The organism is Shewanella profunda, from assembly GCF_023283765.1.
GTDB classification, from domain to species: Bacteria; Pseudomonadota; Gammaproteobacteria; order Enterobacterales; family Shewanellaceae; genus Shewanella; species Shewanella profunda.
In genome coordinates, this window is sequence record NZ_JAKILG010000017.1 from 53712 (window position 1) to 79988 (window position 26277).

Sequence of the window (26277 nt, forward strand, 5' to 3'; positions counted from 1 at the left end):
AATGTAACAATAGGAGGCAGTCAGAAACATAATTAATGAAACCATAGTTAACCGTTGAACAAGTAAAAATTTAGCTAATCTCATAACTAACGCATCATAGACTTTTATACTGATATACACAGTTTTACAGGCTCCACTTTCAACCAACATACTTGATAGAGAAGGAGGTAACTGACAAAAACTAATCGTTCTTAAAAGTATTTACCTAACACCTAAGGCAAACTCAATAAGTTTATGTTTTCATGAATATAAGGAGTATGTAACAACTATATTAGCAAGAGCAGTTGTATTTAACAGATAGAATGAACTTCAAAAATGTAGCTATATCTCTTTAGCATTGATATTTAAGGAGCAATTTAAGTAAACAACCACTAAGTCAGAAAATCCTAATAAGTACCTATTTTTGAATTTAGGTTTTCACTCAAGGCTAAGAGGCATTCAATCTAACAAGGCTAATATGTTAAATAATGATCAACTAAATTATTAGGAGGGTGTTAAAGAGAGTGGTTTATGCTTGATTAAGGTAAATACTCACTTAGCGGTAATTTCCAATGTTAGTATGTAAGTTTGATAATCAGTAAAAATGTTAAGTGTTGTAAGTTAAAGCAGCAATTGTAATAACTAAGGTAAGTTAAACGAGTGATATGGCCTTACTGCTTAGCAGAAAAATGTACCTAGTACACACTATAAGCCGTAAACCGTTTATTGATAAATGTAAACCGAGTACAAGTGAAGTTAGTTGTTAATAGTCAATTTTTTAATGAAAATAAGCAACACACTGATAAGTAAGATAGACTTGGTTCCATATTCACTGATAATAAGGAGGATAAACTCGCTTGACCAGATATTATATTAAAACCAGCGCACCTTCGGGTGCGCTTTTCGTTTTTATGAACATCCATCAGCTTGGAGTATCAATAGGCAAGAGACCCATTGATAAAAATCAAAAACGACTCAAACATAAGCGAGTAATGTTCTATGCCTATTGTTACTTGTTTTTTGATTACAATAGGCTACCGATATTCCGGTCTAGTTTCCCTAGCGGATCCAGTAAGCGTTATATCGCATTTCAATAATGCACCTTTGCAGAGCATCCCAAAACCTTAATACGCTCTAGTGATCAGCGCTTGGTACTGCATTAACCAAACTCGCCTTTTAGTGTAAACTCTCCCCTCAAGTTGTTCGCACTCATGCAAGGCATTGAAATTATGACTCAAGCGCTATTTTATCTGATGCCGCCAGTGGCACTGTCTGCTCATATTACAACCCAGTCAGCCACCAATACGGCGATAAATACAAATGCGGCTTTAGGAGCAATGCATCTGATGGCTTGTCGATTAGCACAGCAAGCTTATATTAAGCACCAGTTAGTCTATATTCACTGTCAAGACAAAAGCTTAGCTTTAGAGATTGATGAACTATTATGGCAATTTGAACCGACAGCATTTGTGCCACATAACTTGAAAGGTGAAGGACCTATCACAGGAGCCCCGGTTGAAATAGGTTTTGATCGCCTCGGCGCCAATAAAAGTCGCCAACTTCTGATTAATCTTGCAGACCAAGCGCCTCCATTTGCGGTAAACTTTGGTCAAATCATCGATTTTGTTGCCAATGACGATCAGCATAAAGCGATTGCCCGCGAACGCTATAGACAATATCGCGACCTAGGGATCGAATTAACGACCCAGAATTTAGCAACACATCCACTTAATTTAGTTTGAGACAGATACATTCCCATGGAAAAAACATACGATCCGCAGTCCATCGAGCAAACGCTTTACCAAAACTGGGAAGAGCAAGGTTACTTCAAGCCACACGGCGATGAATCCAAAGGCAATTATTGCATCATGATCCCGCCACCCAACGTGACGGGCAGCTTGCACATGGGCCACGCCTTCCAAGACACCATCATGGATACCTTAACCCGTTACCAACGGATGAAAGGCAAAAATACCCTATGGCAAGTCGGCACCGACCACGCGGGTATCGCAACCCAAATGTTGGTTGAGCGTAAGCTTGAAGCCGAAGAAGGCAAGAATCGCCATGACCTAGGTCGCGATGCTTTTATGGATAGAGTGTGGGAATGGAAAGCGCAATCGGGCGGCACTATCACTAAGCAGCTACGTCGTATGGGCGCGTCAGTCGATTGGGATCGCGAGCGTTTCACTATGGACGAGGGCTTATCCAAAGCCGTACAAGAAGTGTTTGTGCGTCTGTACGAAGACGATTTGATTTATCGCGGTAAGCGTTTAGTTAACTGGGATCCAAAGCTGCACACCGCTATCTCTGATTTAGAAGTGGAAAGCAAAGAAAAACAGGGCCATATGTGGCACCTGCGTTATCCACTGGCCGATGGTGAACTGACCGCCGATGGTAAAGACTATTTAGAAGTCGCAACCACGCGTCCAGAAACCATGCTCGGCGACAGTGCGGTTGCAGTGCATCCCGATGATGAACGCTATCAAGCCCTGGTCGGTAAATTTATTCTATTGCCGATTGTTAATCGCCGAATCCCTATCGTAGCCGACGATTACGTCGATATGGCCTTTGGTACAGGTTGCGTGAAGATCACCCCAGCCCATGACTTTAACGACTATGAAGTCGGTAAGCGTCACAACCTGCCCATGTTCAACGTGCTGACCTTAGATGCCGCCATTCGCGCAAGTGCCGAAGTGGTGAACTCTGACGGTACCTTTAACAAAACGCTCGATGGCAGCCTGCCTGTACGCTTTGCCGGACTTGACCGTTTTAAGGCGCGTGACGCTATCGTCGCCGAATTTGAAACCTTAGGGTTGCTCGAAAAAATCGCGCCTCACGCCTTAAAAGTCCCTTATGGTGATCGTTCAGGTGTAGTTATCGAACCTATGCTGACCGACCAATGGTATGTGGCTGTTGCGCCAATGGCGAAAACCGCTATCGAAGCCGTTGAAAATGGCAGCATCAAGTTTGTGCCGCAGCAATACGAGAACATGTACTTCTCGTGGATGCGTGACATTCAAGACTGGTGTATTTCGCGTCAATTATGGTGGGGTCACCGTATCCCAGCTTGGTACGACGAAAACGGCAAAGTCTATGTCGGCCGCAACGAAGCCGAGGTACGTGCTAAGCACAATATCGCCGACTCAATGACATTACGCCAAGACGAAGACGTACTGGACACTTGGTTCAGCTCAGCCCTGTGGACTTTCTCGACTTTAGGTTGGCCTGACAATTTAGAAGATTTAAAAACCTTCCACCCAACCGACGTGTTGGTGACAGGTTTTGACATCATCTTCTTCTGGGTTGCCCGTATGATCATGATGACCATGCACTTCATCAAAGATGAAGACGGCAAGCCACAAGTCCCGTTCAAAACCGTCTACGTAACTGGCCTTATCCGCGATGAAGCGGGTAATAAGATGTCAAAATCTAAGGGTAACGTACTCGATCCATTAGACATGATCGACGGTATCGGGCTTGAAGATTTAGTTGAAAAACGTACCGGTAATATGATGCAGCCACAACTGGCCGCCAAGATTGAAAAGAGCACTCGCAAAGAGTTTGCTGACGGTATCGAAGCCCACGGCACTGATGCACTGCGCTTTACGCTTGCGGCAATGGCATCAACGGGTCGTGACATCAACTGGGATATGAAGCGCTTAGACGGTTACCGTAGCTTCTGTAACAAGTTGTGGAACGCCTCACGCTACGTGCTGATGAACACAGAAGATCAAGATTGCGGCCCAGGCTCACCAGAGTACAAAGGCGGCGAAATGGAACTGTCGTTGGCCGACCGCTGGATTATCGGCTTGTTCAATCAAACCGTTAAGACCTTTGACGATCACATGACGAACTATCGTTTCGACTTAGCGGCCAATACTCTATATGAGTTCACTTGGAACCAGTTCTGTGACTGGTACTTAGAACTCACTAAGCCTGTATTGCAAAACGGCAGCGAAGCGCAAATGCGCGGCACCCGTCACACCTTAGTGACTGTGCTCGAAGCTATGCAACGTTTGATGCACCCTATGATGCCGTATATCACTGAAACCATTTGGCAGCGCGTTAAGCCGTTAGCAGGTGTTGAAGGTGATACCATTATGCTCACACCGTTCCCAACATTTGATGCCGCTAAAATCGATAGTGCAGCAATGGCCGACTTAGAATGGGTTAAGCAAGTGATTGTCGCCGTGCGTAACATTCGCGCCGAACTGAACATTGCCCCCTCTAAGCCACTAAATGCCCTACTTCGTGGTGTTAGCGCGCAGGATAAAGCCCGTGTTGAAGCCAACCAAACCTTCTTCACCACGCTTGCCCGCTTAGAAAGCATGACCATTTTGGCCGATGGCGAAACTGCACCTATGTCGACCACAGGTTTGATTGGCGAGATGGAGCTGCTGATCCCTATGGCAGGGTTAATCGATGTCGCCGCCGAAATGGCCCGTATCGACAAGCAGCTTGAAAAACTAGGCCAAGAGATTGCGCGTATCGAAGGTAAATTATCGAACCAAGGCTTTGTGGCGAAAGCGCCAGCTGACGTTATCGACAAAGAGCGCGCGAAGATGACCGATCTCAAGCGTGATATGGACAAACTCAACGAACAAAAATCTGAGTTCGCTAAGTTAGAAGCCTAATCAGAACACGGTTAGCTAAACCTTACTAAGGGCAGTCAATGTACTTAATGCCATTCGCTTAAGAGCGAGTGGCATTTTTACTTGGATATTTCACCGTTTTCTTTAGCACCACACGCGGGTAGCTGGGCCGCTTCCTCTTTGGGGGTAAAATCAACCTTTTGCCATTTTCCCTCAGTCGTTTTAAGTGCTGTGGGATCGCTCCAGGACTCCCTCTGTCGCTCCAACCAAACTCATCCTGTATTAAAAATAGGGCATTAATGAAACTGATCCTCTGTGGCTCAACTTTATGCTGCACAGCCATTGCGGCCATCTCTAGCCGAACAATATTGTAGGTCGTCAAGATACCCCATAATTCTTGATACACCCCATCCTTCTTCTTACTGCGCAGGACAGGTTTATTTTCCAGTTGATATTGCTTCAGCTCGCCATAACCCCTCTCTATCTCCCATCGCTGCCAATATACCTTGAGCAAATCGTTCACTGGATAGGTATTGGGGCATAGACACGACGTGATAAACCCTTTGATATCACCTTTGGGTGATGGAATAAGGATAAGGCGGGCTTGCCAGCGCTCCCCCAGATAAGGAGCTTGCTGTTTAGCTTGTGGTGATACCGGCATCTCAACCAGATGGTCATACTCTGAGAATGACTCAATAATTTGATAGCGGGTCTTAGACTTTATCGGGGTTAACCAATGGGTGTTAGCACCGCTTCCTTGCCAACTTATGAGTAATTGGGCAGACATAAACCCACGGTCAAACAACGTGAGCGAATTCTCGGGAGCGGAGCCAACCAATTGCTGTGCATAGTGAATTTCACTGTGGGTAACGGGCCCGAAAGCCGCATCAGAAAGCAAGTGACTACGAGTAGACATTAAGGTGACCGCCAGCACAGAGGGAAAAGAAGCCGTGCTTTGTGCAAAGCCAAAGTGATGGTTTTCTTCAGTGTTATGCGTCTTAAAATACGTCCCATCAACACTGAGCAATTTCAATCCAGCTATCTCATCAAATTCGCACTGTGTTTCCCACTGTGCAGCGGTTGTTTTGAACAGATAACGCATGGGCTCTGAACCCAACTTTTCTTTGGCTTTGATGATACTACTGGTCGCCAGTGGCGGGAGCTCCCCCTTGGCGTCGGGAAACGCCAGTGACAGCGTATCACAGACTTGCTGAATTGAGCGGTTACGCATCAAACCAATGCCTAGAACCAACCAAACAGCTTGCTCTGCGGGGAAACGGCGGGTTCGAAGCGAGGCCCTGCCAGTTTGTTGCACAGCCTCAGCCACCCAATCCATGGGAACATGTTTGGCGAATACATCAATATCCTGCGCTTGGCAAAATTCAGCGGTAACGAGTAGCTCTTTAGAAAATTCAGACATAAAAAAATCAGCCGCAACTTAGGTTGCGGCTGATTATGAAGCCCTTGAAAGATCGTTCAACTACTTAAAACGATCGGCATTAGTCAATGTACTGCCCTTTTTATACCAATCACATTAAATATCTAGTCAGTTCAGAGCCTCACAGGCATCTCAATCCAAGGCGCATTGACGCAGAAATGGTTATTCCCTTTTAAGTCAATGCAACACCGGAGTGGGGTGCCTGTGTGGCTCCCGAAGGGCGGCTGATGTTAACGTCGTGGCAACGCGCTTTATACTACGTTTAAGGCTTTCGACAGAGCACCGCTATGCCTTCAAGCCTTCGCCTTGTCTAAAGCGCGTTGAACTCCCGCTGAATGAACAGATATTTAATACGATTGGTATTACTGTCTTTTCACGCAGATTCAAGCAAATGAAGTGCTTAATAAACCGAATACCCACAATGAAAATACAAGCCAAGGCACTAAAGGATGTACACGAGAGAAAAATAGCAATAAAAAAGCCCTACAATCACTTGTAGGGCTTATCTATATGGTGCGCATGGAAGGAGTCGAACCTCCGACCGCCTGGTTCGTAGCCAGGTACTCTATCCAGCTGAGCTACATGCGCAAATCAGTTCTGCTTATCACTATATAACTAAAGACTAGAAGAAACACTTTAGTCTCACAAATGATTTATCTATTCCCTCGACTAAAGAATAGAATGGCGGAGAAGGAGGGATTCGAACCCTCGATGGGAGTTAAAGCCCATACTCCCTTAGCAGGGGAGCGCCTTCGGCCACTCGGCCACCTCTCCGCAAAATCTTTATGCATAAGCAATGCTTACTAAATTGGTGCGCGTGGAAGGAGTCGAACCTCCGACCGCCTGGTTCGTAGCCAGGTACTCTATCCAGCTGAGCTACACGCGCATTTTAGTTTTTTTATCACAACGAATAATCGTCATAATTAAATTGGTGCGCATGGAAGGAGTCGAACCTCCGACCGCCTGGTTCGTAGCCAGGTACTCTATCCAGCTGAGCTACATGCGCATTTTAACTTTTTATCGCAACACAAAAGCATTGAGATTTAATTGGTGCGCGTGGAAGGAGTCGAACCTCCGACCGCCTGGTTCGTAGCCAGGTACTCTATCCAGCTGAGCTACACGCGCATTTTTAGAACTTGCTATAAGCAACTAACTACAAAATTTCAAACTGAAATTCAAACCTGATGAGTTAAAGACTAACTAATGCAGAGATGGTGCGCATGGAAGGAGTCGAACCTCCGACCGCCTGGTTCGTAGCCAGGTACTCTATCCAGCTGAGCTACATGCGCGACTTGTATTGCTTCAATAAAAAATGGTGCGCGTGGAAGGAGTCGAACCTCCGACCGCCTGGTTCGTAGCCAGGTACTCTATCCAGCTGAGCTACACGCGCACTGTTTTCTATCGGTAAGAAATGGCGGAGAAGGAGGGATTCGAACCCTCGATGGGAGTTAAAGCCCATACTCCCTTAGCAGGGGAGCGCCTTCGGCCACTCGGCCACCTCTCCGTTTTCTTGGCGCACATATTACTGTTTGACGAAAATAAGTCAAACCCTTTTTCAGAAACAGATCCCATTTGAACTGTTTTTAATCACATTGCTGTTATATCAAGCCAATGTATTGATTTACGCCAATCTTTCACTCTAAAAAATAAAAAAGTCAGTTAAAAAACTGACTCTTCTGTCGCCGTAATACCCTCGCCATAGCGCAGTATTAAAAGTTACCACCTTCAGATGGTGAACCCGATTTTTCAGATTGGATGCGTTGATAGATTTCTTCACGGTGAACAGAAACCTCTTTAGGTGCGTTAACACCGATACGCACTTGATTTCCTTTTACCCCCAGCACTGTAACAGTGACTTCGTCACCAATCATCAGTGTTTCGCCAACACGACGAGTCAAAATCAGCATTCGATAGCTCCTTTATTTCTTAATTCAGCTTACACACGGCACTCATCCGGTAGATGGGCTTATTATAAGGTCAGCTTAGTACAAATTAATAGTATTCAATACTCAAACGGTTATTTAATTACACCTTATTTAGCTCGAAAGCGTGATGTAACGCTCGAACCGCTTTGTGTAAGTCCCTTTCATCGATAACGGTTGATAATTTACTCTCCGACGTCGAGAGTAACTTAGCATGGATCGTTTCATTACCCAAGACATCTAACATCTTAGTCAATAATCCAATTTTTGCCTGTAAACCTTTGCCAACTAAAGATACTTTTGCACGTTGACGCTCAACAATCAATTGACCGAGATCAAGACTTGCACTTAATGCTTTAAGCTCGTGCAATAAAATATCAACTTTGGCTTCTGCGAGCATAAAACTCACACAGCCCGCGGGGGCATCCTCATTCAATCGTAGGGGTGTAATAAACTCCACATCGATTTCAAGACGGGACAAACAGGCTAATAGAGCTTGGTAATGCTCACTCGTCGTTAATAAACCATCAATAGTTAATGTTGCTAACGCTTTATTGACGGCAATACCTTGCACTAACGAGGCACTTATCAAGTCAGATTCAGCACCGAATTGAATTAAGGTACCTTGGCCAACTTCAAAACTGGATAACACTCGCAGAGGCACTCGAAAACGTTCGGCATATTCAACAGAGTCAGGATGTAGCACCTTAGCTCCCAGTTTGGCCATTTCGAGCATAACATCAAAGCTAATGACATCAAGACAACGCGCATTACTATCAATATTGGGATCGGTTGTGAATACACCAGCAACATCAGTGAAAATCTGGCACTCATCAGCGTTAAGCGCTGCGGCTAAGGCAACTGCTGTGGTATCAGAACCACCACGCCCCAAGGTCGTTACATCTCCGTTAGGATCAATCCCTTGAAACCCTGCGACTATAGGTACAATACCATCATCAAGCAGTGACTCTAGATAGCCAGTATCGACATTCTCAATACTCGCGCGACCAAACTGACTATTGGTATGGATTTGAACTTGATCTCCCGTGAGGGATTTAGCCTTAATACCACGACGCTGCAAAGCTATCGCCATCAAGGCTATACTCACTTGTTCACCAGTTGAGACGAGCATATCGAGTTCCCGCGCCGAAGCACGGGGGTCAACTTGCGCTGCAAGTGCGAAAAGTCTATTCGTCTCCCCTGCCATAGCAGAGAGCACGAGAACCTGTTGTTCACCACTGCGGGCGGACTTTGCAATCTGTTCGGCAACCACTTCAATACGCTCTATAGAACCTACTGAAGTGCCGCCAAACTTTTTCACAAAAAGCTTGCTACGACTAAGCTTTCGTTTTTCAGGCACAGCAACCTCTTAAGCTAAACGCTCAGTAATCCAAGGTAATACTTGAGCTAAGGCCGCATCCAGATTTTCTGGTTGGCTACCGCCCGCTTGAGCCATATCAGGACGACCACCGCCCTTACCGCCCACTTGTGCAGCGACCATAGCGACTAGCTCACCCGCTTTAACTTTGCCAACTAAGTCGTTACTCACGCCAGCAATCAGATTCACTTTGCCTTCTTGAGCCGTACCCAACACAATAATGGCAGACTTTAGCTTTTGCTTTAATTCATCCTGTAGACCGCGAAGTGAACCCGCCTCAACACCATCTAGTTTTTTGATAAGCACATTCACGCCATTAACAACCACAGCATCGCCCGCTAAATCAGCACTCGCTGCTGCCGCTAATTTATCTTTTAGCTGCGCCATTTCTTTCTCAAGTTGCTTCATCTTGTCGAGCTGCGCTTTTAACTTAGCCACTACTGAATTGGTATCGCCCTTTAAAAGGGCCGCAGCGTCTTCTAACTCAGCCTGCTGCTGCGCCACATAGGCCATAGCCGCTGCACCTGTCACAGCCTCAATACGACGCACACCTGCCGCAATACCACCTTCGGAGGTGATCTTAAATAAACCAATATCTCCAGTACGACCAACGTGGGTACCGCCACACAATTCAATAGAGAAATCCCCCATAGTCACAACACGGACTTGTGAGTCATATTTCTCACCAAAAAGTGCCATCGCACCTTTTTCTTTGGCTTCATCTATGCCCATTTCAGCCGTATTCAGCTGATGATTGCGACGAATTTGAGTATTAACTAACTCTTCTACCTGTTTAAGTTCTATCGGTTTTACCGCTTCAAAATGGGAGAAGTCAAAACGTAAACGCTCCGGATTAACCAATGAACCTTTTTGCGTTACATGTGTACCGAGCACTTGGCGTAGTGCGGCATGCAGCAAATGCGTAACAGAATGATTTAGTTGGGTACGATGACGTAGTTTTTTATCAACTTTAGCTTCAAGTATTTGGCCAACACTCAAGCTACCAACGGATAAAACGCCTTGATGCCCCGTTGCTTGGCCGTATTTCTGCGTGTCGCTAACCGTAAATTCAACACCGTTAGCAATCAGTTGGCCTTTATCGCCCACTTGGCCGCCTGATTCGGCGTAAAAAGGTGTCACATCGAGCACAACAACCGCTTCATCACCTGCATTGATCGTCGCTACTGATCCACCATTTTGATAAATCGCAGTGACTTTCGCTTGACCCACTAATTCGGTATAACCACTGAATGCTGTTTCAGCATCGATTTTTAGCGCCGCGTTATAATCTGCACCAAAGTTACCTGCCGCTTGCGCGCGGCTACGTTGCTCAGCCATTGCCGCTTCAAAGCCCGCTTCATCGACAATAATGTTGCGCTCACGGCAAACGTCAGCGGTCAAATCCATTGGGAAGCCATAGGTGTCATACAGCTTAAATACGGTTTCGCCGTCTAAGGTGTCACCTTGTAAATCGTTTAAGGCTGCATCCAAAATACCTAAACCACGCTCAAGGGTACGGGCAAATTGCTCTTCTTCCGCTTTAAGTGCTTTTTCAACGATAACTTGAGTTTCAGCTAAGCCTTTTGCCGCGTCCCCCATAACGTCAATAAGAGTGGGAACTAACTTGTAGAAGAAAGCTTCGGCCGCACCTAACTTGTTACCATGGCGAACCGCGCGGCGAATAATACGGCGCAGCACATAACCACGGCCTTCATTTGACGGCATAACACCATCGGCAATTAAAAATGCACATGAACGGATATGATCGGCAATGACGCGCAGCGATTTGTTGGACAAATCGGTTACCCCGATAATTTCTGCCGCTTTAGCAATCAAGGCGCGGAAGATATCGATTTCATAGTTAGAGTGAACACCCTGCATAATCGCCGCAATACGCTCAATCCCCATACCAGTGTCAACCGATGGCTTAGGCAAAGGTAACATTTCACCCGATGCTTGACGGTTGTACTGCATGAAAACGATGTTCCAGATCTCGATGAAACGGTCACCATCTTCTTCTGGACTGCCAGGACGTCCGCCCCAAATATGATCACCATGGTCATAAAAAATCTCAGTACAAGGGCCACAAGGACCGGTATCACCCATTTGCCAGAAGTTATCTGACGCATAAGCGGCACCTTTGTTGTCGCCAATACGTATGATATTTTCGGCAGCAACACCAATCTTTTTATTCCAAATTTCAAAGGCTTCATCGTCTGTTTGGTAAATAGTGACGCACAGACGTTCTTTCGGCAGTTTTAAGGTTTCAGTTAAGAATGACCAACCAAAACGGATCGCTTCTTCTTTGAAATAATCCCCAAAGCTGAAGTTACCTAACATTTCGAAGAAAGTATGGTGACGGGCGGTATATCCCACGTTATCTAAATCGTTATGTTTGCCGCCAGCGCGAACGCAGCGTTGAGCAGTGGTCGCACGTGTATAGCTACGTTTGTCCATGCCAAGAAACACGTCCTTGAACTGGTTCATACCGGCATTGGTAAATAAAAGGGTAGGATCATTGCCTGGCACTAGAGAACTACTGTCCACAACCTGATGACCATTGCTGCGGAAAAATTCGAGGAAAGCGCTTCTAAGCTCTGCTGTAGTTTGATACATGAAATCGTCCTGAATTGGGTAAGCATTACCAGCTACGCCTTAGGCTAGCCGTATTTCTATTTGCCCAGCATTATAAGCAGACTGAGGAAGGACGACCAGCCTTGATTGGTGATATACACATCAGGAATTTAATATTTTAGCCTGAATCGCCCACACCAGAGTGACTAGAGGCAAAACGGTAGGATAAGGAAGAATTGAAGACTGTGTAGGTTTGTCGCGATAAGGACAATATTTAAGCAAGTTGGTGCAACGAGAAACCAGAAGGCTGCAAAGCCCGTGGGGGATATTTAGATGAGTTTTTACAGTCTTAGCTTCAAATTTAATAATCTTCATCGAGATCATTGGGATCTGAATCTAGTGCGTAACTGATTTGATCGTAGCTAAAGCCTTGGCCCATTAAAAAACGCACTCGTTTGGCCTTTTCCTTTGCGATGAGATCCCGAGCTGTTGAGCCCTTCACTTCTGTTACGCGGGGAACGCCGTATTTTTTGGTGGCTTTGTCTTTTGCTAGCTCAAACCAATCACAATCACTTTTAGCCAAAGCCGCTTCAATACAATCTTTAGATAAGCCTTTCTGTGCTATTGCTTGGCGGATGCGTATTGCACCGTGACCTCGACTGATGTGGCTACGCACCAGCAATTCGGCATAGCGAGCATCATTGATAAAACCTGAGGATTCGCAAGTATCGAGTACAGGTTCGATATCGTTAAGTTCGAAGCCTTTTTCGAGCAATTTATCGCGGATTTGTAAGCGGGAATAATCGCGGCGCGCTAACAGCGCGACCGCTATTTGATGGGCTGACTGACTCAGAATACTTCGCCTGTCTCTAAGTCAATATTATCCTCAGTGCTATCATCGGCTTTGGCAGCTAGGGCACTAGGATTGCTTAGAAGCAACTCACGTAATGTCTTGTCTATTTCAGCGGCAACCGCTGGGTTTTCAGTCAGATATTTACCCGCATTGGCACGACCTTGGCCAATTTTATCGCCTTTATAGCTGTACCAAGCACCCGCTTTTTCAATCAACTTATGGGCTACGCCTAAGTCAACTAATTCGCCAGTACGGTTAATACCTTGGCCATAAAGGATTTGGAACTCGGCTTGCTTAAATGGTGCAGCCACTTTGTTTTTCACCACTTTAACGCGGGTTTCGTTACCGACAACTTCATCGCCGTCTTTAATGGCACCAGTACGGCGAATGTCTAAACGTACAGAAGCATAAAACTTCAGTGCGTTACCACCAGTGGTGGTTTCTGGGTTACCGAACATCACACCAATCTTCATCCGGATTTGGTTGATGAAGATAAGTAAAGTGTTAGATTGCTTCAGGTTACCCGCTAGTTTACGCATCGCTTGGCTCATCATACGTGCCGCTAGGCCCATGTGTGAATCACCAATTTCGCCTTCGATTTCAGCTTTTGGCGTTAATGCTGCGACTGAGTCGACAACGATAACGTCAACGGCGCCAGAGCGGGTTAATGCATCACAAATCTCAAGCGCTTGCTCACCCGTATCTGGTTGTGAACAAAGCAAGTTATCAATGTCCACACCCAATTTTTTAGCATAGATTGGGTCTAACGCATGCTCAGCATCGATAAAGGCACAGGTTTTACCTTCACGCTGCGCTGCGGCAATGACTTCTAAAGTCAGTGTCGTTTTACCTGATGATTCAGGACCATAGATCTCAACGATACGCCCCATTGGCAAGCCACCTGCACCTAAAGCGACGTCTAGAGATAACGAACCAGTAGAGATGGTTTCGACATCCATAGAGCGATCTTCGCCCAGCTTCATGATAGAGCCTTTACCAAATTGCTTTTCAATTTGGCTCAATACCGCAGCGAGTGCTTTCTCTTTGTTTGGATCGACCTTCATTCCTGTTCCCTCATCTAGACAGCATCTAGGCTGTCAAAAGTGATATTCAATTTAGTAAAGCGGGCAATTCAAAAAGCGAGGCTTTCTGTCTTAATCTGCAGACTAGTATACTGTACAATCATACAGTATCAAGACCTGTGAATGAATTATTTTTCAGTGAGCTAATTTACCCATACTTGGGGACTTTTACATAAATATAGGGTAAATAAATCATCATATAAGTGAATATCTACATTTGGTGGCTCAATTGTCAGCAAATTATTGCTAAGATTGGCACAGCTTATTTTGAGTAGTAGTGGCCACAAACTGTTGAGTTTTTTCGCCGTTACCACACAGATTGATATCGCCTTTAGGGCAGCCACAACGGACGATAACGATTTAATGAATGTAATTGATACCGATGATTTAGAAAAACATACCCCCATGATGCGTCAATATTTGACCATGAAAGCAGAACATCACGATATGCTACTGTTTTATCGCATGGGTGACTTCTATGAACTCTTCTATGATGATGCCAAACGTGCTTCTGAGTTACTGGGTATTTCACTGACTGCTCGGGGGAAAAGTGGCGGCGATCCTATCCCAATGGCTGGACTTCCCTACCATGCAGTTGAAGGTTATTTGGCTAAGTTAGTTCAAATTGGTCAATCGGTTGCAATATGCGAACAGATTGGCGATCCGGCGACCTCTAAAGGTCCGGTTGAGCGCAAAGTCGTACGCATAGTAACCCCCGGCACCTTAACCGATGAAGCCCTATTACAAGAACGCCAAGACAATCTTTTAGCCGCGGTTTATCAAGGTAAAGTCGGTTTTGGCTATGCGACCCTCGATGTATCCTCAGGCCGATTTGTGATTACAGAGCTTGAAACAAGGGAGTCCTTAGAAGCCGAATTACAACGGACGAACCCAGTCGAAATTCTTTACAGTGAAGATTTTGGTGAACTTGGCTTGCTAAGCCACTTCAAAGGCAAACGTCGTCGTCCCGAGTGGGAATTTGATTACGATACCAGCATCAAACTTTTACTCGCACAATTTGGCACTAAAGATCTTCATGGTTTCGGTATTAGCGATGCCCGTCTATCACTGCAAGCCGCAGGTTGCTTAATGCAGTATGTTAAGGATACACAGCGTACTGCCCTGCCCCATATCAATGCCATTATTCGCTTTAATCAGGCCGATACGATTGTACTTGATGCAGCAACCCGCCGTAACTTAGAGCTGACTCAAAATCTAGCCGGTGGCCGTGATAATACATTAGCTGCCGTATTAGATAATACCGCGACAGCGATGGGGAGCCGTATGCTGCAGCGCTGGATCCATCAGCCACTGCGAGATCCAAAGCAAATCAAAGCGCACCAACAGGCCGTTACTGAACTTCTCGATACCGCGGCCCATGAAAGTCTGCATGAGCGGCTTAAAGCACTGGGTGATATCGAGCGCATTATGGCAAGGCTTGCACTGCGTACAGCTCGCCCGCGGGATTTTGCCCGCCTACGCCAAGCCTTGTGTTTATTGCCTGAGTTACAACAAAGTTTAAGCACGCTGAATGCGCCGCATACCATCAAACTTTGCCAATACTTGGGCGAATTCCCCGAGGAGCAGGCCCTGCTTGAGCGCGCTATTGTCGATAATCCGCCGATGCTTATTCGTGATGGCGGCGTGATCCGCGAAGGATACAACAGTGAACTTGATGAATGGCGCGGCCTAAGTGAAGGCGCGAGTGATTATTTAGTTCAGCTCGAAGCAAGGGAAAAAGAACGTACTGGCATAGCCACACTTAAGGTTGGTTATAACCGTGTGCACGGCTATTACATTGAAGTGAGCCGCTTACAATCGAGCCAAGTTCCGCTAAGTTATCAACGTCGTCAAACTCTTAAAAATATGGAGCGTTACATCACGCCCGAACTTAAAGAGTACGAAGAGAAAGTGCTTTCGAGCCAAGGTAAAGCGCTGGCCCTTGAAAAACAGCTATGGGAACAACTTTTCGATCTCATTCTGCCTAAATTGCATGAGTTACAAGCGTTTGCTCGGGCAGCAGCCGAGCTCGATGTATTGAGTAATTTTGCCGAACGCGCCGAAACATTAGGTTATATCTGTCCAGAACTCAGTACTGAAATTGGTGTAAAAATTGATGCGGGTCGCCACCCAGTAGTTGAGCGTGTCAGCCAAACTCCTTTTATTGCTAACCCTGTCATCCTACATAATCAAAGACGTATGTTGATTGTCACAGGACCCAATATGGGCGGTAAATCAACCTATATGCGTCAAGTCGCCTTGATCACTCTTATGGCCCACATCGGTTGTTTTGTGCCTGCAGATCGCGCAGTCATTGGTCCGATTGATCGCATATTTACCCGAATTGGTGCATCGGACGATTTAGCTTCGGGTCGTTCAACTTTTATGGTGGAAATGACTGAAACCGCTAATATTCTGCACAACGCCACGGCAAGCAGTTTAGTGCTAATGGATGAAATTGGGCGCGGTACATCTACCTACGATGGCTTGTCTCTAGCTTGGTCTGCTGCAGAGTATCTGGCGCAGCAAATCGGCGCTATGACGTTATTTGCCACCCACTATTTTGAGTTGACCCAGCTGCCGGATCTGATGGCTGGCGTCTATAACGTCCATTTAGACGCGATAGAACACGGGGATACCATCGCTTTTATGCACGCAGTACAGGAAGGCGCTGCCAGTAAGAGTTATGGTTTGCAAGTTGCCGCACTTGCAGGAGTTCCCAGCAAAGTGATTAAAGCGGCGAAACATAAGTTACAGCAATTGGAGAGTCGAGATCACCAACTCGAAGGGGCAAAAACACCAATACAAACCCTACTCGCCTTACCGGATCCTGTGGAAAATCCCGCTCTAACTAAGTTACAGGCAATAAATCCCGATAATTTAACGCCTAAACAAGCACTGGATTTACTCTACGAACTAAAGCGCTTGAGCTAACTGATTGAACTTTAACAAAACAAAACGCCCACTGTTGTGGGCGTTTTTAATAGATACCTAAACTGTTTAATCATTAAAGTCTTACTTTTCCCCAGTGACATTAATTTCTAAACAGCGCTTCTACGGATAAACCTTGTGAACCAAGTAAGTCACGTAAACGTTTCAATGCTTCGACTTGGATCTGACGCACACGCTCACGGGTTAAACCAATTTCAGCCCCCACATCTTCCAGCGTTGATGGCTCATATCCCAAAAGACCAAATCGACGTGCTAAGACTTCTCTTTGTTTTGTATTTAGCTCGTTTAACCATTTAACGACTGAGTTTGATATATCTTCGTCCTGTACTTTATAGTCTGGGCCCACGCTATCATCATCGGCTAAAATATCCAGTAGAGCTTTGTCGTTATCACCACCAAGAGGAGTATCAACTGAAGTAATCTTTTCATTCAGCTTTAGCATACGGCTAACATCGGCACTAGAAACTTGTAATTTCTCAGCGATCTCTTCAGCTGTAGGTTCGTGGTCGAGTTTTTGTGCTAACTCACGGGCGGTACGCAAGTACACATTGAGTTCTTTAACAACATGAATAGGCAAACGAATAGTACGAGTTTGATTCATAATTGCACGTTCAATCGTCTGACGGATCCACCAAGTCGCATAGGTTGAGAAACGAAAGCCTCTTTCGGGATCAAATTTCTCTACCGCACGGATAAGCCCTAAGTTGCCTTCTTCAATTAAATCTAACAGTGCCAACCCACGGTTGTTGTAACGGCGTGCGATCTTAACGACAAGTCTAAGATTACTTTCAATCATGCGATTACGGGATTTTTCACAGCCTTTTAAGGCTTTACGGGAAAAGTAAACTTCTTCTTCTGCGCTAAGCAGTGGGGAAAACCCTATCTCACCTAAATAGAGTTGAGTGGCATCAAGATTTTTTTGCAGGTCATCTTGAACCTGTTGTTCTAGTCCAAGCTCTTGAACTAAATCTGTAGCAATATCCTCTTTTTCGAGATCAAATTCTGCGGTTTCTACGGAAAAATCTACTAATTCTTCTGCGGCAGTGCTATTTATACGGCTCATGATCAAATCTCCTAAACCTAATTAAACTGCTCGAACTATTGCAATTTTCTATCCTCCATTTGCCAACAAGGCCCTAAGCAATCATTGCTTAGGCAAATAGTTAAGTGGGTTGACAGATTGACCATGATAACGAATTTCAAATCGTAACATTACCTGATCGGTTCCTGTACTGCCCATTTTTGCAACGGTTTGTCCAGCAAGGACGTGTTGCTTTTCTTCGACTAAGATCTGATCCGTATGAGCATAAGCACTAAGGTAATCTTCACTGTGTTTAATAATCACTAAATTACCATAACCCCTAAGAGCACTACCTGCATATACCACCCGCCCATCTGCTGCGGCTTTGATGATATCTCCCCTATTACCCGCGATCTTAATGCCTTTATTTCCCTGCTCATTGGCAGAGTAAGCCCCAACTAACTTACCTCTTACAGGCCATTGCCACTGACTCACACTGTCAGGCAGTGTCGAGGTAGGTGCAACGATTGAATGGTTAATATTTTGTTGGGTACTTGTTGCAGAATACGCAGGCTTAGCTTTCTGATCAAGTGTTTTTTTCTGTGGCGTACTTAGTTGCGAATTTGTAGTCGAACTAGCATTATTTATTTGATTTTCATCGGGATTACTTGATTTTTTATTCTTTAAAGTAGAAGAATATCCACCTAAAGTCTTAGACCTTGACTGATTAACAATCCGAGGTTCTGTTAAATACAGGATCTGCCCAGGGTAGATAGTGTAGGACTTATCTAATTGATTAATTTTAGCTATTTCAACAAAGTCCTTTCCTGCCGCCCATGAAATAGAATAAAGCGTATCGCCTTTTTTTACTTTATAAGAATCCGATTTAAGATAGCCTTTAGTGTGTTTTGAGTAGTTAGGAGAAAGACTTTCAACAGGCGCAGGGCGACTCGCCTGAAAGCTACAGCCTGCAAGCATAAACAATAAGCTGAGGTTTAAAAGTAAACCCGCATTCAACAATAAAAACTCCTCTGCTAGGTTGTATTACTGTTTATGATGAGAAACACACTTCCTCTAAAAATCACTAACAATGACTATACCGCAATCCAATTTATGCCAATTCACCATTGACTAGTGGCACAAATTTTACCGTTTCGATATTTTCTGAACTAAAACTCTCGCGATTACGCGTGATCCGCATCAATTGTTGTGTGTTCTCTCCCACTGGCAACACTAACACACCGCCATCGGCCAGTTGGGATAAAAGTGCCTCGGGCACTGTCGCTGCGGCAGCCGTCACCATAATGGCATCAAACGGGCTACGGTTAGACCATCCTTGCCAGCCATCGCCGTATTTGAATGACACATTATGTAGATCGAGCCGTTTTAATCTTTGCCGAGCCTGAATTTGCAAGCCTTTAATCCGCTCTATAGTACAAAGTTCTGGCACTAATTGGGCTAATATGGCGGCTTGATAACCCGACCCCGTTCCGACTTCTAGCACCTTTTTTGGCATATTACTGAGTAATAGTTCGGTCATTCTGGCAACGATATAAGGCTGAGAAATCGTTTGGCCTTGACCAATCGGCAATGCTGTATTTTCGTAGGCTTTGTGGGCTAAGGCATTATCGAGAAACATTTCACGCGGGGTTTGCGATATCGCCTTTAACACGGCTTGATTACGGATCCCCGCATCAGAAAGCTTTTTAGCGAGATTCACCGCCGATGTTAAGGCAACTCGAGTCATATTTTATCTACCCAATTCTGCAATACCGATAATTGTTTGTAGGCTGTGAGATCTACTGTCAAGGGGGTAATGGACACATACCCATTGGCGACAGCATGAAAATCTGTGCCCTCGGTAGCGTCCTGCTCTTTACCTGGAGGGCCTAACCAAAAAATCTCTCGCCCTGCGGGATCGAGTGTCCGCACTATGCCTTCGGCTTTATGCCTTGCACCAAGCCGTGTCACTCTAATCCCTTTAATCTCATCAAGCGGTAAATCAGGCACATTGATATTTAAAATCTGATCGCTCGCTAATGGGTGTAATAACAATCCCTGCACAATGCGCCGCGCATAAACAGCAGCAGATTGATAATGCTTAAATTCTCTGCCATTAAGCGAAATAGCCACCGCAGGAAATCCTAAAAATCGCCCTTCCATCGCCGCGGCGACGGTCCCCGAATACAAGGTGTCATCCCCCATATTCGCCCCGGCATTAATACCAGAAACCACCATATCGGGTTCACCATCACAGAGCTCGCGGATCGCTAGGTGAACACAATCTGTCGGCGTACCATGCACAGAAATGTAACCATTGTCTAACCTATTAATTCTTAATGGATTAGTCAAGGTTAATGAATTACTTGCACCGGAACAATTACGATCTGGCGCGACTGTCATCACGTTGGCTATTTCAGTGAGTGCTTCTGTTAAGGCTTTGATACCGGGTGCATTTACACCATCATCGTTACTGACAAGAATACGGATCATGATGCCGCGTCATCACTGCCGTTAACGGCTTTAACCTCTGAAGTGAGCGTTGCCTGCCACTGTTGCTCTTTTACATCTTGATAATTAACCAATTCTCTAAGTAAAGAAGTCGCAAAGCTACCCGCTGGTAAAATAAACTCTAACACTAAGCTATCTTCCGTTTTTTCGTACTTGAGCCCTTGAGGCTCAAGCAGTAATGGACGACGCTCCTGTTCTAATCCCGCATGCTCTAGACCATAGCAGTCATCGCCAAGCTCACTCATAGCTAAGGTTTCCATCGCCGCAGCTTCGCCTTGAGGTAACATCATGCCACGACCCCACAGTGGTGCTGAGAGTTGAATATCCTTCTCTATCAATCTTTTTAAAACAATAAGATCCCATTCGGGCGTAACAAAAAAGCTTTTACTGCCCGCCAACATGACACAATCACCCGCTAAAGGTTTAGTACCATGATTTGCTAAGCGGTATGACACTACCGTATTAAATAAATTTGAGCGCACGGCAGACAAATACATGCTGCGTTTGTTTCTATCTTTAACTTTCTTACCCGCCAACATTTGGCGTCCCATGACTAAGTTTTTACCATCATGGCCAAAGCGCTGCTCACCAAAATAATTGGGAACACCGATTTGACTTACTTTTTCAATCCGGCTAATGATATCTTCGACATGAGTGACATTACGCAAAGTCAAAATAAAGCGATTACCCAGTAGTGCACCAATCCGTAATTTTTTACTGTGACGACTACTCGATAGCAGAGTTAATCGTTCGCTATTTAACTCACGCCAAGCGGGGGTTTCTTTGCCTGGAATGCGTACACCAAACCACTGTTCAGTAATGGCATTTTTATCTTTCTGGCCCGCATAGGTCACTTCCTTTGGATGAACCTTTGCAAACTTGGCAATCATTTCCGCCACTTGAACCGTATTAAGTCCGTCTTTACGGATATGTAAGAGATGATGCTCCCCTTCTCCTGTTGGGCTGAAGGGCAAAATCTCTTTCACGATAAAATCGCTATTTTGAGTACGTAAATCGGCAGTGCCTAGTGGTTTGCCATATAAATAATGCAGTTCGCTCATGGGACTTATCTATCTCTTTAATTAATCTTGTTTACGGTTCATCAACACAACCGCTTCTACCGCAATGCCTTCTTTACGTCCCGTAAAACCCAACTTTTCAGTTGTCGTCGCTTTGACGTTAATATCATCCAATTGAGCCGTTAAATCGGTGGCAAGCACTTGGCGCATAGCTTCAATATGTGGTGCAATTTTGGGTGCCTGAGCAATGATAGTGACATCTAAATTGCCTAACTCGAAACCCTTTTGCTTTGCCAGAGCATAGCAATGACGCAATAATACGCGGCTATCGGCCCCTTTGTATGCGGCGTCCGTATCGGGAAAATGTTTGCCTATATCACCGAGTGCCATCGCACCGAGAATAGCATCAGAAACGGCATGCAACACCACATCACCATCGGAGTGTGCGACAAGACCCGTTTCATAGGGCACTTCAACACCGCATAAAATTAATGGCCGATCTTCGCCAAATTTGTGAACATCAAAACCATGACCAATACGGATTTTCATTTATCATTTCCTAACTTATTTTGGTGGCGCGTTTTAGATAAGCTATTTTACAACACGCATTAAAAAGAGTTCAGCCAGCCCTAAATCATCGGGATGCGTGACTTTTATATTGTCAGCACGGCCAGAAACAAGCCCTGGAGATATCCCAGCCCATTCCATCGCGGATGCTTCATCCGTCACCACGGCGCCTGCTGCCATTGCCGCTTGTAAATGCCATTTTAACTCAGATGTAGGAAATAACTGTGGCGTCAACGCATGCCATAAGTTATCACGGCAGACAGTCGTACTTATCTCCCCTTTCTGATTAGCACGCTTCATGGTATCGCGCACTGGCATAGCCAATATTGCCCCTTGGAGGAACTCAACGCGCGATGCAAGTAATTTATCGATATCAGCCAAGGTTAAACAGGGCCTTGCTGCATCGTGTACCAACGCCCAACTGTTTTCAGGTGCAACTTGCAGAGCCGCCAAAACTGAATCTGCACGTTCACCACCACCAAGCACTGTGATAAGTTTTGGATGTTGCGCCTGAGGTAATGCATAAAAAAACGTGTCATTGGGATGTAGGGCGATAATCACTTGAGTGATTTGCTGATGAGACAATAGCTTATCTAAAGTATGGGCAAGAATTGTTTGGCCTAAAACCTCAAGATATTGCTTAGGTTTATCGGCTCCCATACGACTACCCATTCCCGCAGCGGGCACTATCGCGACTACGTTTTGGGGATCTGGATTTGCTTTCATCATCATTTGAGGCTGATGTTCGAGATTGGGTCGCTCTTCTAATGCGATATCCATACGCATTAACTCCGTCACTGAGAAGGACTCGATACTGAGCGTTCACCACCCACAACACGGTAGAAGGTTTCTCCTTCTTTAACCATGCCAAGTTCGTTACGCGCGCGCTCTTCGATGGCTTCAGTTCCACTTTTAAGATCGATGATCTCTTCTTTCAGCACTTGGTTACGCTCATTGAGCTTATTGTTACCTTCTTGCTGAACCGCGATATGTTTTTGCAAGACAAAGTATTCGGGCAGACTGTTACTTCCCGACCATAGCCGATATTGCAATAAACCGAGTAGCACTATGAGTGCAATGACAAAAAATTTCATGGAGGAATTAGCGTCAGTATCTTGGATTAAAAAAATATACTGCAGATAGTACAACAAAAAAGGCCACCGAGTGGTGGCCTTTTTACATCAAACGTTAAATTACGCCTGACCTTTGATCTCTTTCAAACCACGGTATGGAGCTTTTTCACCTAATTGCTCTTCGATGCGCAGCAATTGGTTGTATTTAGCCACGCGGTCAGAACGACACAGTGAACCGGTTTTGATTTGGCCAGCTGCAGTACCAACGGCTAAGTCAGCAATGGTTGAATCTTCAGTTTCACCACTACGGTGTGAAATCACTGCGGTGTAACCCGCATCTTTCGCCATGCGAATGGCCGCTAAAGTCTCAGTCAATGAACCGATTTGGTTAAACTTGATAAGGATTGAGTTAGCGATACCGTTTTCAATACCACGGGTTAAGATTTTAGTGTTGGTTACGAATAAATCGTCGCCCACTAATTGGATCTTGTCGCCCATGATTTGAGTTTGGTAAGCCCAACCATCCCAATCTGATTCATCTAAACCGTCTTCAATAGACACGATTGGATATTGATCAGCCAATGATTTTAAGAAATCAGAGAAACCGTTCGAGTCGAAGACTTTACCTTCGCCAGCGAGATCGTATTTGCCATCTTTGTAGAATTCAGATGCGGCGCAATCCAGCGCTAACGTCACGTCTGTACCTAACTTGTAGCCAGCCAGCTCAACCGCTTCTTTGATAATGGCTAACGCATCGGCGTTTGAGGCTAAGTTAGGTGCAAAACCACCTTCGTCACCGACAGAAGTGCTTAGGCCTTTGTCGTGTAATACTTTTTTCAAAGTATGGAAGATTTCAGCGCCCATGCGCAGTGCTTCACGGAAGGTTTTTGCGCCAACAGGTTGCACCATAAACTCTTGGATATCAACGTTGTTATCCGCGTGCTCACCACCGTTTAAGATGTTCATCATAGGCACAGGCATAGAATATTGACCTGGCGTACCGTTCAATTCTGCGATGTGCGCGTATAAAGGCATACCTTTAAATGCTGCTGCCGCTTTGGCTGCCGCTAAAGACACGGCAAGAATCGCGTTTGCGCCTAACTTGTCTTTGTTTTCAGTACCGTCTAAGTCGATCATGATTTGATCAAGCTCAGCTTGTGCAGTGGCATCTTTGCCTAGTAACGCAGCGCGGATTACACCGTTGACGTTGGCAACGGCGGTTAACACGCCCTTGCCTAAATAACGGCTTTTATCACCGTCACGTAATTCTAACGCTTCACGACTACCGGTTGATGCGCCAGATGGCGCTGCCGCCATACCAACAAATCCACCTTCTAAATGCACTTCGGCTTCAACTGTTGGGTTACCACGAGAATCCATAATCTCGCGACCAATCACGTTAATAATCTTAGCCATATTACCCTCGATTTAAGTTTAAAAATAAAAGAAAAAAACCAATACCAATGGGAATAAACAGATGTAGAGCACGACTAAAATTCCGTTTACTTTTTCCATCAACTAGCATGTCGTTTATACACATGGGTATCTAGTTCTAACTCCGATTAAAGCGGCTTGAGTGTAGCAAAAGGCCGGTCCCACTGTCGCGGGTCCGGCCTTAAAATTTCTTATTTCAGATCACGTTTTTGATGCGCACTCGCCGCAGCAATAAACCCTTCGAACAAAGGATGACCATCACGTGGCGTTGAAGTGAACTCTGGGTGGAATTGACCCGCAACAAACCATGGATGATCTTTAAGCTCGATCATTTCAACCAGCTTACGATCGGAAGACAAACCACTGAAGATCATGCCAGCTTGCTCTAAACGTTCTCTGTATTTGTTGTTCACTTCATAACGGTGACGATGGCGTTCTACACAGCTATTACCTTTGTAGGCTTGGGCCGCTTTAGAACCCTCGAGTAAATGACACAATTGAGCGCCTAAACGCATAGTGCCACCTAAGTCAGACGCCTCATGACGCTGCTCGACATTACCTTCTTCATCAATCCATTCGGTGATTAAACCTACGACTGGGAATGGCGTTTCTTTGTTGAATTCAGTCGAATGCGCATCAGCCATGCCAGCAACATTACGCGCAAACTCGATTAGGGCAACTTGCATCCCTAGACAAATACCAAAATATGGCAATTTGTTTTCACGGGCAAATTTCGCCGCCAGTATCTTACCTTCAACCCCACGCTCACCGAAGCCGCCTGGTACTAAGATACCGTCTAAGCCGTGTAAGACTTCTTCGCCTTTCGCTTCTACGGTTTGTGAATCAATGTATTTGATGGTCACTGATACGCGGTTTTTAAGGCCAGCATGTTTTAACGCTTCGTTGACTGACTTGTATGCATCTGGTAGTTCAATGTATTTACCCACCATACCAATAACGACTTCGCCATTTGGATTAGCTTCTTGGTAAATCACATTTTCCCACTCAGTTAAGTCAGCTTCATGGCAGTCTAAACCGAAACGCTTAACCACTAAATCATCTAAACCTTGCGAACGTAACAAGGCTGGGATTTTATAAATACTATCAACATCTTTTAATGAAATAACCGCACGCTCTTCGACATTACAGAAAAGTGAAATTTTGGCTCTTTCATTAGCAGGAATAGCGCGGTCACCACGGCAAACCAGCACATCTGGCGCGATACCGATAGAGCGCAACTCTTTCACTGAGTGTTGAGTTGGTTTAGTTTTCACTTCGCCAGCAGCACCTAAGAAAGGCACTAAGGTTAAATGCATAAACAGAGTACGATCACGACCCAACTCAACGCCAAGCTGACGGATTGACTCTAGGAACGGCAAGGATTCGATATCACCAACAGTACCGCCGATTTCGACGATAGCCACATCATGGCCTTCGCCACCCGCTAATACTTTCTCTTTAATCGCATTAGTGATGTGTGGGATAACCTGAATGGTTGCGCCCAAATAATCGCCACGACGTTCTTTACGTAATACTTCTTCGTAAATACGACCAGTAGTGAAGTTGTTACGACGATTCATCTTAGTACGGATGAAACGCTCGTAGTGACCCAAGTCGAGATCTGTTTCTGCACCGTCTTCAGTAACAAATACTTCGCCATGTTGGGTTGGGCTCATGGTACCCGGATCAACGTTAATATAAGGGTCCAGTTTCATGATGGTTACATTGAGACCGCGGGCCTCTAAAATTGCAGCTAATGATGCTGCTGCAATGCCTTTACCTAGTGATGAAACAACGCCACCAGTAACGAAGATATACCTTGTAGTCATGCTGAACCTGAGAAAATGAGTTTGAAAATACGTGCTTGTAAGAAAGCACTAGG

The 26277-nt window shown here is 45.3% G+C and carries 19 protein-coding genes and 8 tRNA genes; 3 read left to right on the plus strand and 24 right to left on the minus strand.

Translation table 11 applies throughout. The features are described 5' to 3' along the window. The first annotated feature begins 1208 nt into the window (after window positions 1-1208). The gene (locus L2744_RS10460; protein WP_248991854.1) at window positions 1209-1721 is read left to right on the plus strand and encodes a DNA polymerase III subunit chi; all 513 of its coding nucleotides are present in this window, start codon (window positions 1209-1211) and stop codon (window positions 1719-1721) included. Between the two features lie 15 nt (window positions 1722-1736). Further along, window positions 1737-4613: a valine--tRNA ligase gene (locus L2744_RS10465; protein ID WP_248991855.1), complete on the plus strand. Its 2877-nt coding sequence runs from the start codon at window positions 1737-1739 to the stop codon at window positions 4611-4613. Window positions 4614-4671: 58 nt separating this feature from the next. On the opposite strand, the gene L2744_RS10470 is transcribed toward L2744_RS10465, so the two are convergent. From L2744_RS10470 to recA, 14 genes are all read right to left on the minus strand, one after another. Continuing rightward, window positions 4672-5991 carry an IS4 family transposase gene (locus L2744_RS10470; RefSeq protein WP_248991856.1) on the minus strand — a complete coding sequence of 440 codons (1320 nt, stop codon included), beginning with the start codon at window positions 5989-5991 and terminating at the stop codon, window positions 4672-4674. Between the two features lie 529 nt (window positions 5992-6520). Further along, a tRNA-Arg gene (locus L2744_RS10475) sits at window positions 6521-6597 on the minus strand. A 94-nt stretch (window positions 6598-6691) separates the two neighbouring features. Beyond that, window positions 6692-6783: transfer RNA gene (locus L2744_RS10480), tRNA-Ser, on the minus strand. Window positions 6784-6818: 35 nt separating this feature from the next. Next, window positions 6819-6895, minus strand: a tRNA-Arg gene (locus L2744_RS10485). A gap of 43 nt (window positions 6896-6938) precedes the next feature. Further along, window positions 6939-7015: transfer RNA gene (locus L2744_RS10490), tRNA-Arg, on the minus strand. A 42-nt stretch (window positions 7016-7057) separates the two neighbouring features. Beyond that, window positions 7058-7134: transfer RNA gene (locus tag L2744_RS10495), tRNA-Arg, on the minus strand. An 87-nt stretch (window positions 7135-7221) separates the two neighbouring features. Next, window positions 7222-7298: transfer RNA gene (locus tag L2744_RS10500), tRNA-Arg, on the minus strand. A 24-nt stretch (window positions 7299-7322) separates the two neighbouring features. Then, window positions 7323-7399 (minus strand) — tRNA-Arg (locus L2744_RS10505). A gap of 22 nt (window positions 7400-7421) precedes the next feature. Beyond that, window positions 7422-7513, minus strand: a tRNA-Ser gene (locus tag L2744_RS10510). 205 nt (window positions 7514-7718) lie between these two features. After that, window positions 7719-7916, minus strand: a complete 198-nt coding sequence (gene csrA / locus L2744_RS10515; RefSeq protein ID WP_007649794.1) for a carbon storage regulator CsrA — start codon at window positions 7914-7916, stop codon at window positions 7719-7721. Window positions 7917-8034: 118 nt separating this feature from the next. Beyond that, window positions 8035-9291, minus strand: a complete 1257-nt coding sequence (locus tag L2744_RS10520) for an aspartate kinase (protein ID WP_248991857.1) — start codon at window positions 9289-9291, stop codon at window positions 8035-8037. Window positions 9292-9300: 9 nt separating this feature from the next. Beyond that, window positions 9301-11925: an alanine--tRNA ligase gene (alaS, locus tag L2744_RS10525; protein WP_248991858.1), complete on the minus strand. Its 2625-nt coding sequence runs from the start codon at window positions 11923-11925 to the stop codon at window positions 9301-9303. A gap of 319 nt (window positions 11926-12244) precedes the next feature. Beyond that, window positions 12245-12715: a regulatory protein RecX gene (locus tag L2744_RS10530; RefSeq protein WP_376711946.1), complete on the minus strand. Its 471-nt coding sequence runs from the start codon at window positions 12713-12715 to the stop codon at window positions 12245-12247. A gap of 17 nt (window positions 12716-12732) precedes the next feature. Further along, entirely contained in the window at window positions 12733-13800 is a 1068-nt protein-coding gene (gene recA, locus L2744_RS10535) for a recombinase RecA (RefSeq protein ID WP_248991860.1), read from the minus strand. Between the two features lie 381 nt (window positions 13801-14181). Here recA and mutS point away from each other — a divergent pair, with 381 nt between their 5' ends. Next, window positions 14182-16752, plus strand: a complete 2571-nt coding sequence (mutS, locus tag L2744_RS10540; RefSeq protein ID WP_248991878.1) for a DNA mismatch repair protein MutS — start codon at window positions 14182-14184, stop codon at window positions 16750-16752. Window positions 16753-16852: 100 nt separating this feature from the next. On the opposite strand, the gene rpoS is transcribed toward mutS, so the two are convergent. From rpoS to pyrG, 10 genes are all read right to left on the minus strand, one after another. Continuing rightward, window positions 16853-17833 carry an RNA polymerase sigma factor RpoS gene (rpoS, locus tag L2744_RS10545; protein WP_248991861.1) on the minus strand — a complete coding sequence of 327 codons (981 nt, stop codon included), beginning with the start codon at window positions 17831-17833 and terminating at the stop codon, window positions 16853-16855. Window positions 17834-17914: 81 nt separating this feature from the next. After that, a complete protein-coding gene (locus tag L2744_RS10550) occupies window positions 17915-18811 on the minus strand; it encodes a peptidoglycan DD-metalloendopeptidase family protein (protein ID WP_248991862.1) in 897 nt (298 codons plus the stop codon). A gap of 91 nt (window positions 18812-18902) precedes the next feature. Next, a complete protein-coding gene (locus L2744_RS10555; protein WP_248991863.1) occupies window positions 18903-19538 on the minus strand; it encodes a protein-L-isoaspartate(D-aspartate) O-methyltransferase in 636 nt (211 codons plus the stop codon). Beyond that, the gene (gene surE, locus L2744_RS10560; protein ID WP_248991864.1) at window positions 19535-20284 is read right to left on the minus strand and encodes a 5'/3'-nucleotidase SurE; all 750 of its coding nucleotides are present in this window, start codon (window positions 20282-20284) and stop codon (window positions 19535-19537) included. Before surE ends, L2744_RS10555 begins: the two co-directional genes overlap by 4 nt. Continuing rightward, window positions 20281-21363, minus strand: coding sequence for a tRNA pseudouridine(13) synthase TruD (truD, locus tag L2744_RS10565; RefSeq protein WP_248991865.1), 1083 nt, complete (start codon window positions 21361-21363; stop codon window positions 20281-20283). Before truD ends, surE begins: the two co-directional genes overlap by 4 nt. Before the next feature lie 21 nt (window positions 21364-21384). Continuing rightward, complete coding sequence (gene ispF, locus L2744_RS10570) at window positions 21385-21870, minus strand: 2-C-methyl-D-erythritol 2,4-cyclodiphosphate synthase (RefSeq protein ID WP_248991866.1); 486 nt, start codon at window positions 21868-21870, stop codon at window positions 21385-21387. A 42-nt stretch (window positions 21871-21912) separates the two neighbouring features. Continuing rightward, window positions 21913-22620 carry a 2-C-methyl-D-erythritol 4-phosphate cytidylyltransferase gene (gene ispD, locus L2744_RS10575; RefSeq protein ID WP_376711947.1) on the minus strand — a complete coding sequence of 236 codons (708 nt, stop codon included), beginning with the start codon at window positions 22618-22620 and terminating at the stop codon, window positions 21913-21915. Between the two features lie 62 nt (window positions 22621-22682). Next, entirely contained in the window at window positions 22683-22982 is a 300-nt protein-coding gene (gene ftsB, locus L2744_RS10580; RefSeq protein ID WP_248991868.1) for a cell division protein FtsB, read from the minus strand. A gap of 99 nt (window positions 22983-23081) precedes the next feature. Further along, window positions 23082-24377 (minus strand): phosphopyruvate hydratase, encoded by a 1296-nt coding sequence (eno, locus tag L2744_RS10585; protein WP_248991869.1) that lies wholly within the window; start codon window positions 24375-24377, stop codon window positions 23082-23084. Between the two features lie 209 nt (window positions 24378-24586). Further along, on the minus strand, window positions 24587-26224 hold the full coding sequence (gene pyrG / locus L2744_RS10590) for a CTP synthase (protein ID WP_248991870.1): 1638 nt from the start codon (window positions 26222-26224) through the stop codon (window positions 24587-24589). Between the last annotated feature and the right edge of the window lie 53 nt (window positions 26225-26277).